At 61.1% G+C, this 12,493-nt stretch carries 9 protein-coding genes; 1 reads left to right on the forward strand and 8 read right to left on the reverse strand.

Going from position 1 to position 12,493, the window contains the following annotated elements:
- Positions 1-75 precede the first annotated feature (75 nt).
- From typA to HGP14_RS20190, 6 genes are all read right to left on the reverse strand, one after another.
- Positions 76-1,896, reverse strand: a complete 1,821-nt coding sequence (gene typA / locus HGP14_RS20165; RefSeq protein ID WP_168831670.1) for a translational GTPase TypA — start codon at positions 1,894-1,896, stop codon at positions 76-78.
- A gap of 123 nt (positions 1,897-2,019) precedes the next feature.
- On the reverse strand, positions 2,020-3,597 hold the full coding sequence (locus HGP14_RS20170) for an alkaline phosphatase (RefSeq protein WP_168831671.1): 1,578 nt from the start codon (positions 3,595-3,597) through the stop codon (positions 2,020-2,022).
- A gap of 167 nt (positions 3,598-3,764) precedes the next feature.
- Entirely contained in the window at positions 3,765-5,444 is a 1,680-nt protein-coding gene (locus HGP14_RS20175) for an ABC transporter permease (protein WP_168831672.1), read from the reverse strand.
- 10 nt (positions 5,445-5,454) lie between these two features.
- Positions 5,455-6,414: an ABC transporter substrate-binding protein gene (locus HGP14_RS20180; RefSeq protein ID WP_205927251.1), complete on the reverse strand. Its 960-nt coding sequence runs from the start codon at positions 6,412-6,414 to the stop codon at positions 5,455-5,457.
- Positions 6,407-7,522, reverse strand: a complete 1,116-nt coding sequence (locus HGP14_RS20185) for an ABC transporter ATP-binding protein (protein WP_168831673.1) — start codon at positions 7,520-7,522, stop codon at positions 6,407-6,409. Before HGP14_RS20185 ends, HGP14_RS20180 begins: the two co-directional genes overlap by 8 nt.
- A gap of 127 nt (positions 7,523-7,649) precedes the next feature.
- The gene (locus HGP14_RS20190; protein WP_168831674.1) at positions 7,650-9,737 is read right to left on the reverse strand and encodes a M3 family metallopeptidase; all 2,088 of its coding nucleotides are present in this window, start codon (positions 9,735-9,737) and stop codon (positions 7,650-7,652) included.
- Positions 9,738-9,941: 204 nt separating this feature from the next.
- Between HGP14_RS20190 and HGP14_RS20195 the strand changes: the two genes are divergently transcribed.
- The gene (locus HGP14_RS20195) at positions 9,942-10,376 is read left to right on the forward strand and encodes a hypothetical protein (RefSeq protein ID WP_168831675.1); all 435 of its coding nucleotides are present in this window, start codon (positions 9,942-9,944) and stop codon (positions 10,374-10,376) included.
- 89 nt (positions 10,377-10,465) lie between these two features.
- Here the strand turns inward: HGP14_RS20195 and HGP14_RS20200 are convergent, their stop codons facing one another.
- Both HGP14_RS20200 and HGP14_RS20205 read right to left on the reverse strand, forming a co-directional pair.
- Positions 10,466-11,107 carry a LysE family translocator gene (locus tag HGP14_RS20200; RefSeq protein ID WP_168831676.1) on the reverse strand — a complete coding sequence of 214 codons (642 nt, stop codon included), beginning with the start codon at positions 11,105-11,107 and terminating at the stop codon, positions 10,466-10,468.
- 128 nt (positions 11,108-11,235) lie between these two features.
- Positions 11,236-12,459, reverse strand: coding sequence for an argininosuccinate synthase (locus HGP14_RS20205; protein ID WP_168831677.1), 1,224 nt, complete (start codon positions 12,457-12,459; stop codon positions 11,236-11,238).
- Between the last annotated feature and the right edge of the window lie 34 nt (positions 12,460-12,493).

The following is a 12,493-nucleotide window of genomic DNA, read 5'->3' on the forward strand; positions in this document are numbered from 1 at the left end:
GATTCGGTGAAGCGCACAAATAAAAAACCCCGGCGCGATGGCCGGGGTCGTTAAAGCCTGAAGGACTTCAGTTGCTTAAGCGTACTTGGCCTTTTCGAAACGCTTGCGCTCGTTCGGGTCCAGGTACATCTTGCGCAGACGGATCGATTTCGGCGTCACTTCGACCAGTTCGTCGTCCTGGATCCAGGAGAGCGCGCGGTCGAGCGTCATGCGGATCGGCGGCGTCAGCTTGACGGCTTCGTCCTTGCCGGCGGCGCGGATGTTGGTCAGCTTCTTGCCCTTCAGCACGTTGACCTCGAGGTCGTTGTCACGGCTGTGGATGCCGATGATCATGCCCGCATAGACCTTCTCGCCGGCGTCGATGATCATCGGGCCGCGGTCTTCCAGGTTGAACAGGGCGTAGGCAACGGCTTCGCCATTGTCGTTGGACAGCAGCACGCCGTTGACGCGGCCGCCGATTTCACCCTTGTACGGCTGGTAGTCATGGAACAGGCGGTTCATCACGGCGGTGCCGCGCGTATCCGTCAGCAGTTCCGACTGGTAACCGATCAGGCCGCGTGTCGGCGCGAAGAACTTCAGACGGATGCGGTTGCCGCCCGACGGACGCAGCTCGACCATTTCGGCCTTACGCTCCGACATCTTCTGGACGACGATACCGGAATGCTCTTCATCGACGTCGATGACGACTTCCTCGATCGGCTCCATCATGTCGCCGGTCGCTTCATCCTTGTGCATGACGACGCGCGGACGCGACACGGCCAGTTCGAAGCCCTCACGGCGCATCGTTTCGATCAGAACGGCAAGCTGCAATTCGCCGCGGCCGGAGACGAAGAATGAATCCTTTTCCGAGGATTCTTCGATCTTCAGTGCGACGTTGCCTTCCGCTTCCTTGAACAGCCGGTCGCGAATGACGCGTGAAGTGACCTTGTCGCCTTCGGTGCCTGCATAGGGGCTGTCGTTGACGATGAAGGACATGGTGACGGTCGGCGGATCGATTGGCTGCGCCTGCAGCGGCTGAGTCACGGCGGGGTCGCAGAAGGTATCGGCGACCGTGCCTTTGGAGAGGCCGGCAATCGCGACGATGTCGCCCTGATGCGCTTCTTCGATCGGCTGACGCTCGATGCCGCGGAAGGCGAGGATCTTGGAGATACGGCCGGTTTCGATGGTCTTGCCGTCGGCATGCAGAACCTTGACGGCCTGGTTCGGCTTGATCGAACCGGAGTTGATGCGGCCGGTGATAATGCGGCCGAGGAAGGGGTTGGCTTCGAGGATCGTGCCGATCATCGTGAACGGACCTTCGTGGACGGTAGGCTCCGGAACATGCTCGAGCACGAGGTCGAGAAGTGGTGCGAGACCCTGGTCCTTCGGGCCTTCCGGGTTGACGTTCATCCAGCCATCGCGGCCCGAACCGTAGAGGATCGGGAAGTCGAGCTGTTCGTCGGTGGCGTCAAGGTTGGCGAAGAGGTCGAACACTTCATTGATGACTTCCTCGTGGCGGCCGTCGGGGCGGTCGATCTTGTTGATCGCGACGATCGGACGAAGGCCGACCTTCAGCGCCTTGCCGACAACGAACTTCGTCTGCGGCATCGGGCCTTCGGAGGCGTCAACGAGAACGATCGCGCCGTCCACCATCGAGAGGATACGCTCGACTTCGCCGCCGAAATCGGCGTGGCCGGGGGTATCGACGATGTTGATGCGAACACCCTTCCACTCGACCGAGGTCGCCTTGGCGAGAATGGTGATGCCGCGTTCCTTTTCCAGGTCATTGGAGTCCATGACGCGTTCTGCAACGCGCTGGTTCTCGCGGAACGAACCGGATTGTTTCAGAAGCTCATCCACCAGGGTGGTCTTGCCATGGTCAACGTGCGCGATGATCGCGATGTTGCGAAGTGCCATATGTTTAGATCTCTGAGGCTAAGGCGCTACGTTGGGAGAATGCGCCAATTACGTTTGGCGCGCTCATACAGGGTTTTTCGCGTTTGCGAAAGGGGGGGCAACGGATAGGTGCCATGCGCAAGCCTAGCTCAGATATTGCGGGTCGATAACCGTCCGCCACAGCTCGGTATCGTTCCGGTCCATCAGCCGTACCGTCAGTTGCTCGGTCTGCCCATCGATATCGACCAAGCCGAAGAATTGCATGCCGGCCGATGGCGGAAGATTCTGCTCTGCACCGCCAGGCGCTGCCTTCATGAATCTCACCTCTGGCCCAAACGTCATGTCCAGTTGCTGCGGGCCGTAGGTTCCCGAATGGAGCGGCCCAGCCACAAACTCCCAGAATGGCAGGAACTCCTTGAACTTCGCCTTGCCGGGATCGTAGTAGTGGGCCGCGGCGTAGTGCACGTCGGCTGTGAGCCAAACGATGTTGGATAGGCCGGCATCGCGGATGAACCGCAGCAAATCGGCAAACTCCAACTCTCGACCGAGCGGCGCGCCATTCTCGCCGTTCGAGATCGACTCGCTTCCACGCCGATGGCCGTAGTCGTCCCAGATCACCAACCCGATCGGCAGGTCGCAGGCAATCACCTTCCAGGTCGCCGTCGAACGAACCAGCTCCCGCTTCAGCCATGCCACCTGACGCTCGCCCAGCAGACGCGAACCGTCAGAAGCGGTGGGATCAACGCCATGGCTGTTCGGCCCGCGATAGGAGCGCAAATCCGCGAAGAAGATGTCAAGCAGAGGGCCATAGGACACCCTGCGGTAGATGCGGCCAGGCTCTTCGGCGACATAGCGGATCGGCGTCATCTCGTGGAAGGCGCGGCTTGCGCGTGCTGCCAGCGTCGAAATGGACTTTTCGGTGTAGCGATTGTCATCGCGGAGGTTGGTCGATGGCGACCAGTTGTTCAGGACCTCATGGTCGTCCCACTGATAAAAGACGGGACAGACCGCGTTCAGCTCCTTCACGTGATCATCGAGCAGATTGTATTTCCACTGTCCGCGAAACTGATCGAGCGTCTGGGCAATGTCCCGCTTCGCCTCCGTGACGATCTTGTTCTTCCAGACACCGCCGTCTCGCAGCTTGATCTCGTCGGGCATCGGGTTGTCGGCATAGATCGTGTCGCCCGAGTGGACCATGAAATCCGGACGATGATAGGCGATCGTCGCATAGGTTCGCATGCCGTCGTCATCGATACCCCAGCCCTGGCCCGCCGTATCGCCCGACCACGCGAAGCGAATACTGCGCTTCTGCGAGGGCGCGGTGCGAAACTGGCCCAAGATGGGTTCCGAAAGGTCGTTGACGTCCTGTAGGTCCGCCGCTTGGAAGCGATAGAAAATATCCTGATCGGGCGGGAGATCTTGAAGCAGCAGCTTTCCAGCCAGGCCAGTTTGCGGCGTGACGTCGATGGGCGCCACCCGCACGGCATTGGCGAACCTGTTGCTCGTCGAGTACTCGATGTAGAGACGCGCGGGCCGGTCTACCTGCGTCCAAATCATGCCGGAGCTGGCATCAATATCGCCGGACTGGACGCCTGACGTGAACATAGGACGACTTGAGGAACCACGCGCATAGTAGGGCATAGCCAACCCTGCCGCCGCAAATCCCCCCACCGCTCCCATGGATGCGAGAAAGCGTCGACGGGTCGTTTCAGTCAATTTCATGCAAAGATGTGTCCGGCTTGTGAGAGCGGGAGCGAGCCTCCCGCGCCGAACCTATGGCCGCCGTGATGTCATCCTCTTGAAGGCGGCATGACGGTTTTTCGAAACTTCAACGACAGTTTTGTTAAGTGATGGCCTTGGGCGCCGCTGCCGGGATGCTGCTCTGCCGGTCATTCCGCCACCAGTCCGCTACGGCGCAGAAGAGTGAGAAGAAGAAGCGGCAGCAGCGTGGTGATGCAGATGGCGATGAAGGCCATGGCCATGCCGAGCCCGATCGATCCCTGCTCGAACTGGCGCCAGATGAAGGTGGCGATCGTCTGCATGCCGACCGGAGCGACGACGACCGAAGCGACGAGCTCTCGCGAGGCAAGCGCAAAGACCAGCAACATGGAAGAGGCAAGGCTCGGGAAGACAAGCGGCAGAAGGATCCGCCGGAAGGCCGTGACGCCGCTGGCGCCGCAGACGCGGGCGGCAGCCTCCAGATTGTCGCCGATCTGCTGGAAGGCCGCCGTCGTGTAACGCACCGGCTGCGGCAGCAGGATGCAGCAATAGGCAAGCAGCAGGATAAAGGCAGTGTTGTAGGGTGTTGCCGGCAACCATGGCATGTTCCAGGCAAGGATCAGCCCGACAGCCACGACGATGCCCGGCAGTGCGTTCGGCAGGATGGTCATGACGTCGATGGCCATGCGGCCGGAGATCTTCGTCTTGACCACCGTATAGGCAGCCGTGACACCGATCAGGCCGGTGATCAGCGCCGTGCCGATGCCGAGCGAGAAGCTGTTGATGAGCGCTGTGACCGCGCCTGCGCTGTTGCTGAACACCGCGATGAAGCTGTCGGGGCTGACATTGTCGAAGGCAAGCCCGCCGGAAATGGTGCGCGCCAGCGCGGTCGCCAGAATCGCAAGCAGCGGCACGCCGGTCGCCAGGAAGGCAACGACCGCAAAAGCGACCATGACGGGGATCTTCAGTGCGCCGAGCGGCCGCTTGTCCTTCGCCGTCGGCTTGCCGCCGACCGTCTGATAGGAGCGGCGCGACAGGATCCAGCGCTGCAGCAGGAAGGTCACCAGCGACATTGCGACCAGCACGAGCGACAGGATCGCCGCCCCCGGCAGGTCGATCGGCCAGTCGGTGACGCGCAGGTCGATGCCGGTGACCAGCACCTGGAAGCCGGCACGGCGGCCAAGCGCGGCCGGCGTGCCGTATTCCTCGATCGCAGCGGCAAAGACCAGCATCAGGCTTGCCGTGAGACCCGGAGCCGAGAGCGGCAGCGTGATGCGCCAGAAGGCGCGCGCCGGGCTCGCGCCGAAGACGCGGCCGACATCGGCATAGCGGGCGCCCACGGCTTCCACCGTGCGCGACACCGCGAAATAAACGACCGGGAACGTGTTGAAGGCCATGACCAGCGTCATGCCGAACAGCGAAAAGAGGAAGGGCGCGAGATTGAAGCCAACGAGCTGCTGCAGGTAGCCGCGCGGCTGCAGGGTCATGATCCAGCCGAGCGTCGCAATATAAGGCGGGATCATGAAGGGCACGAGCAGCAGCACGTCCCAGAGAGGCGCAAATGGAATTCTATAAAGGGCGCGAAACACGCCGAGCGGTACGGCGACCAGCGCCGAGGCAAGCACCACGCAGCCGCCGAGCAGGATGGTGTTGCCGCCCATGCGGATGAGCGAACTGTCGGCAAGCGTTGCATAAAGCGAAGAGAAAGGGCTCGCGAAGGAGCCCTGTCCGAGTTCCGGGAAGATGCCTTGCAGCATCACCGCGACGAAGGGAACGGCAACGACGAGGACAAGACCCGCTGTTGCCAGCCAGGCGGCCGGAGCCGTGCCGCCGATGCCGTTTCCTCTCATCTACCTGGCCTTACTTGGCGCCGTAGAGACCGGCGAAGGCCTTCAGCGTTTCCTTGCGCTTGCCGTAGACAGCAGCCGTGTCGTACTTCAGGAGCGTGAGGTCGCTGATCAGCGGGCGGCTGGCGGCGACGTCCGTGCGGGATGGCATCAGCATTTCATCGGCAACCAGCTTCTGGCCTTCGTCGGACAGCATGTAGTCGATGAACTTCTTGGCGTCGTCCTGGTTCTTGGACCAGTTCATGATCATGGCCGGACGCGGCGCGATGACCGTGCCGGACTTCGGGAACACGACTTCGATGTTCTCGCCCTTCTTCTGGGCGGCCAGAGCGATGTAGTCGACAGCACCGAAGACGACGGCCTTTGCACCCTGCAGAACTGGGTTCAGGGCGTCGGCGTTTGCGCCGGCGATGATTGCGCCGTTGGCCTGCAGGTCCTTGAAGAGCTTCCAGTCGTCCTGGCCAGCGAGAGCCGCGGTCAGTTCGAAGGACGAGCCGGACTGGGCCGGATCCGGGATGTTGACGAGGTCCTTGTATTCCGGCTTCGTCAGATCGGCCCATTCGGCCGGCTTCGGCGTGCCGCTCTTGGAGTTCCAGACGATGCCGAGAGCCGAGATGCCCTGGGCAACGGCGCCTTCGGACTTCAGGAAGTCCGGAACCTTGGCGGCATTCGGGCTCGTATAGTTGACGAGCCAGCCGCGCTTGGCGAAGTCATTGGCCGTATCCCACGAAGCCGAGATCACGACGTCAACGACCGGGTTTGCGGCTTCGGCTTCAATGCGGGCCATGACCTTGCCAGTCGTTGCCTGGAAGACGTTGATCTTGACGCCTGTCTGCTTGGTGAAGCCGGCAGACAGCTTGTCGATCAGGCTCTGCGGGCCAGCGGTATAAACGGTGACATCGGCATGGGCAACGCCGGCCATCAGGGCGGCAGCAACAACGCCAAAAGTGATGCTCTTCAACGACTTAAACATGCTCCAATTTCTCCTTTTTGGACAAATAAACCTGGGTGCCGAACCAGCGGATCTGGCTAGGATCGATCGATAGACCGATGCTCTCGCCGGATCGCAGCTTGGCGCGGCTTAAAACCTGCAATTCGATGGCTTCCGCGCCCACCAGCGAGACGGTCGCAAGATGTCCGTCGCCGCGGAACTGCGAGCGCAGCACTGTCGCGGCAAGCGTTCCCGGCAGGATCTCGCCTGGTGTGATCGACGCAGTGGGAATGAGGACGCGCACCGAGCAATCGACGCCATCCGCACCGCGCAACAGCGCAACGCCGCTTCCTTTGAAGAACCAATGTCCATCGCGATATTCGAGCTCGGCTACACCCCCGAGGCGCAGGAAGTCGGCGACCTCAGGCGTAGCGGGCTTCTCGATCAGCATATCCGGCGATGCCAGCTGCTCGATCAAGCCGCCGCGCATGACGGCGACATCATCGGCGAGCGTCAGCGCTTCGCTATGATCATGGGTAACGTAGATTGCCGTCAGACCGAGTGTGGCGATCAGTTCGGCGAGTTCGCCGACCATGTTCTCGCGCAGTTCCCGGTCGAGATTGGACAGCGGCTCGTCGAATAGGATGAGCTGCGGCTCGGCGACGATGGCGCGGGCAATCGCGACGCGCTGCTGCTGGCCGCCGGAAAGATCGCTCGGCCGCCGATCGGCAAGGGCAGCGAGGCCGACGCGCTCCAGCGCACGCATCGTCCGCTCCTGCCGTTCTGCCTTGCCGATACCGCGCATTTCGAGGGGGAAGGAGACGTTCCCGCCCACCGTCAGATGCGGCCAGAGCGCATAGTCCTGGAAGACCATGCCGAGATTGCGCTTTTCAGGCGGCGAGAAAGCCCCGCTTGCTGCATTCGCGACGATCCGGCCGGCGATGGAGACGGAGCCCTTCGTCGGCGCGAGCAGCCCGGCGACGAGCCTCAGCAAGGTTGTCTTTCCGCAGCCGGACGGGCCGAGGAGCGCAAGTGTCTTGCCCCTGGAGAGCGAAATGTCGATGCCCTTCAGAACGGGCGTAGCCCCATAGTGCAACTCGACGCCGGCCGTCGAAACGGCGGCACAAAGCTCTGAAGGTTGTGGAGTCATGAAAAAACCGGCATCGGTTGAAATCGATGCCGGTTGCTTATTAAGGTTTAATGACAGTCATGTGACAACGTTGCCGCCCGCCAATACTTTAGCCGTTACTCATCTAAAATGCGCGATACATGCGCTATCAAGCATCGCTGCCGGATAGTTCTTCGAATGTCGCAAGGCCTTTCTTGACGAGCATCGCATCCGGGCTCGGCAGCTTGCCGCGGAAGGCCTTGTAGGTATCTTCCGGATCGATCGAGCCGCCGACGGAATAGATGTTATCCTTGAGCTTCTGCGCCATCCCACCGTTGAACGCGTCGCCGGTTTCCTCGAAAGCCGCGAATGCGTCCGCATCGAGCACCTCGGACCACATGTAGGAGTAATATCCGGCTGAATAACCGCCGGAGAAGATGTGCTGGAAGTGCGGCGAGGCGTGACGCATCACCAGGGACTTCGGCATCCCGAGTTCGGCAAGCACCTGCTTTTGCAGCGCCATCGGGTCCTCCACGGTATCGCGCGTATGGAATTCCATGTCGACGATGGTAGACGACGTGAACTCGACGGTGTTGAAACCGGCGTTGAAGGTGCGCGCGGCAAGCACCTTGCCAAGCAGCTCCTGCGGCATGGGTTCGCCGGTTTCGAAATGCACGGCATATTGCTTGAGGATCGCCGGCACCGTCAGCCAGTGCTCGTAGAGTTGCGACGGCAGTTCGACGAAGTCGCGCGAGACGCTCGTGCCCGACACCGACGGATAGGTCACGTTGGACAGCATGCCATGCAGCGCATGGCCGAATTCGTGGAAAAGCGTGCGAGCATCGTCCAGCGAAAGCAGCGCCGGCTTGCCCTCTGCTGGTTTTGCGAAGTTGCAGACGTTGTAGATGATCGGCAGTTCGCCCTTTTGCCCATTCTTCATCATGAGCTTGTGCTGCGACTGGAACGCGCTCATCCAGGCACCGGAGCGCTTGGAACTACGGGCGAAATAGTCGCCCATGAAAAGCGCAATCAACTTGTCTTCACGATCGCGAATTTCGAAAACACGCACATCCGGATGATAGGCGGCAACGCCTTTCTTCTCGACGGCGCGAATGCCGAACAGACGGCCGGCGACGTCGAAGCAGGCCTCGATGATCTTTTCGAGCTGCAGGTAGGGCTTCAGCTCCGCTTCGGAGAAATTAAAACGCTGCGCGCGAATCTTCTCGGCATAGTGGCGCCAGTCCCAGGGCATGACCTCGTGATTCTTGCCTTCTTCGGCGATCTGCGCGGCGATATCGTCCTCCTCCTGATGTGCCCGGATGACGGCCCTTGCCCAGACCGAACGCAGCAGACCATTCACCGCGGCCGGTGTCTTTGCCATCGTATTGTCGAGCTTCAGCTCGGCGAAATTGCCATAACCGAGGAGCTGCGCCACCTCGCCGCGAAGGGCCAGCATCTCGCGGATGATGCCGCGATTATCCGTCTCGCCCTCGTTCTCGCCGCGAGCGACCCAAGCCTTGAAGGCCTGCTCGCGCAGATCGCGCCGCCCGGAAAAGGTTAGGAACGGCTCGATGATCGAGCGAGACAGGGTGACCGCAAATTTCCCCTCTTCGCCTCTTTCGCGCGCCGCCGCCGCCATGGCGTCCTTCAGAAAGTCCGGAATGCCTTCGAGCTCCGGCCCTTCGGAAAGGACCAGTGCCCAGCTCTTCTCGTCGGCCAGCACGTTCTGGCCGAACTGCGTGCTGAAAGCCGCAAGCTTCTCGTCGATGGCCGCGAGCTTCTCCTGCTCCTCTTTCGGCAGCTTGGCACCCGATTTCACGAAACTCTTCCAGCGCCGCTCCAGCACGCGCGTCTGCTCGAGGGTCAACCCGAGGCTCTCCCGCTTCTCCCAGAGCGTATCGATGCGCGCAAAGAGCGGGGCGTTCATCCCGATCTTGGAATAGTGGCGGGACATTTTCGGCGAGATATCGCGTTCCAGCGCCTGGATCGTATCGTTGGTGTGGGCACCGGCGCGATTCCAGAACAGGGCGGAAATGCGCGAAAGCTCGTCACCTGCGACTTCCAGCGCGACGATCGTATTGTCGAATGTCGGCTCTTCCGGATTCCCGGCGATCGCATCGATCTCCTTGTCATGGGATCCGAGGGCGGCATCGAAGGCTGCGGCAAAGTCGCCGTCGTTCAGCGCGTCGAAGCGCGGCAGGCCATGAAGCCCATTCCAGTTGACGAGCGCCGGGTTGAACTCTGGTGTGGAAGGCATCGCAGATCCTCTGAAACTGTTGCGCCTGCCTATATAGGCAAAGGCTTGGCCGATTGGTATGGCGCGTCACGACTACCGGCATATGTTGCATCGCGGTAAGTTGGGGATGAAGGCCGGCAGACGATATTTTGGCGTGTGTCCGCGATTGACGCCCCCCGCAACCATGGCGATAGTTTTTGCGCCATAGTAACAAAGGGCATTCGCATGGAAATCTTTTCTCTGCGGTCTTCTCAGAATTTGCTCTATAAGAATAATGCCAATAATGCGAAAAACTCGAAGACCGCTGATTTTGCAGTTGCGCCAGCCTCCGGCCATTCCGCGCCATTCCAGATAGAAGAAGCTGCCGGCGGACCGAATTTCGCATCGATCAGTCCTGGCGAATTACGCAGCTTTGCCCGCCAGAGCTTCGATAGCGGTATGATCAACCAGGACACCTTTGCCGCGCTCTCCGAACCGCTGCCGATGCATGCCATCGATGCCCGCGGCAATCTCATTGATCTGTCGCACGTCACGGATGGGACGAGCTTCGATTTTCTCGATTATTTCCGGAATCAGCTGGAGATCGAGACATCGATTGGCGATCCGGCAGCAGCAAGGACGATGCAGTCCGTCGTCGATTTCCTAAGCGATGCCGCCTAGAGCACCGGGTGTCAGAATGGACGCATAAAAGGCGCTCTCCTAGAGCGTCTGTTCTGCACTTAGACGAGTCCGCCAGAGTGCAGGATGCTCTAGGCCCGTCGCCATCCAAGCAGGCCGGGCGTTGCGTGCCAGAGTGCCTGGACCGCAAATCCCATGAAGAGAACACCGGAGCAGCGGACGATCAGCCGCTCATGGGCGCGGTAGAAGCGTCGCACGGTGCCTGCCCCGATAATCGCGATCAGAATGATGTCGGCGGTTACGAAACCGACGAAAGAGACGCTGAGCAGCAGCGGTAAAGCCTCGAAGTCGAGCGCCCCGGCCGAACCGGCAACCAACGCAGTGAAAGTCGCAAGTGCCACCGGATAGCCTTTCGGATTCGTCACGCCGAAGACCAGCCCGCGTCGGAAAGGCCGCTCCACCTTTACCAGAGCCTGCCCGTCGCCTTTGGGTTTTGCCGTGACGGCACTCCAGCCGATCCAGGCGAGATAGAAGCCACAGAGCAGCCCGAGCAGATCAAAGACGAAAGTGCCGATGGTCCTGGCGCCAACGATTGCGATCAAGGCGAGCGCCGACCAGAGGATATCGCCGACCAGATGGCCCATCATGAAGAATGCACCGGCCTTGCGCCCCTGCCCGGCACCAATACCGAGCAGCTGCAGGAACGCCGGACCGGGGATGAGCACATAGAAAAGGGCCGCCAGAAAGGCACCGAGCAGCAGGGATTGCGTCATGGAAAATGCTCCGAGGGACTATGGCCGCAGACTATGCTAGCCCTGCAATCCGTCAAGCGCCACCGTAGCCAAAAGAAAGGCCCGCGCGGCACTGCCGGCGGGCCTCTTTGTTAAGCAGGTAAACGCAGTCAGCTCTTGAGGTTGCGCTTGCCGAGGGTGCGCAGCCGCAGGGCGTTCAGTTTGATGAAACCGGCCGCGTCCTTTTGGTCGTAGGCGCCCTGGTCGTCCTCGAAGGTGACCAGCTTGTCCGAATAGAGCGACTTCGGGCTCTCGCGACCGATGACCATGACGTTGCCCTTGTAGAGCTTCAGCGTCACTTCGCCCTCGACATGCTCCTGGCTCTTGTCGATCAGCGCCTGCAGCATTTCGCGCTCCGGCGAGAACCAGAAGCCGTAATAGATGAGCTCGGCGTAGCGCGGCATCAGCTCATCCTTCAGATGGGCTGCGCCGCGGTCGAGCGTGATGGACTCGATTGCGCGGTGCGCGGCAAGCAGGATCGTGCCGCCGGGCGTTTCATAGACGCCGCGCGACTTCATGCCGACATAGCGGTTCTCGACGAGGTCGAGACGGCCGATGCCGTTGTCGCGGCCGTAATTGTTGAGCGCCGCCAGCAGTGTCGCCGGGCTCATGCGAACACCGTTGATCGAAACCGCATCACCCTTCTCGAAGCCGACCTTGATAACGGTCGCCTTGTCCGGCGCGGCTTCCGGCGAGATGGTCCGCATATGCACGTATTCGGGAGCCTCCTGCGCCGGGTCTTCCAGAACCTTACCCTCGGAGGAGGAGTGCAGCAGGTTGGCGTCGACGGAGAACGGCGCTTCACCCTTCTTGTCCTTGGCGACCGGGATCTGATGCTTCTCCGCGAATTCGAGCAGGTCCGTACGGCTCTTGAACGACCAGTCGCGCCACGGCGCGATGATCTTGATGTCCGGGTTCAGCGCGTAAGCTGAAAGCTCGAAGCGAACCTGGTCGTTGCCCTTGCCGGTGGCGCCGTGGGCAATCGCGTCGGCGCCGGTCTTGCGGGCAATGTCGATCAGGTGCTTGGAGATCAGCGGACGGGCGATCGAGGTGCCGAGCAGATACACCCCTTCATAGACGGCATTGGCGCGGAACATCGGGAAGACGAAGTCCTTCACGAACTCTTCGCGGACGTCCTCGATATAGATTTCCTTGATGCCGAGCATTTCGGCCTTCTTGCGCGCCGGCTCGAGCTCTTCGCCCTGGCCGAGGTCGGCCGTGAAGGTCACGACTTCGGCGCCGAGCTCGGTCTGCAGCCACTTCAGGATGATCGAGGTGTCGAGGCCGCCCGAATAGGCGAGCACGACTTTCTTCACGTCTTTGTAAGGTGCCATGATGATGAGTCCGTTGCATATGGGCGGCGGCGAA

This window comes from Rhizobium sp. P32RR-XVIII, assembly GCF_012641395.1.
Taxonomy (GTDB): domain Bacteria; phylum Pseudomonadota; class Alphaproteobacteria; order Rhizobiales; family Rhizobiaceae; genus Rhizobium.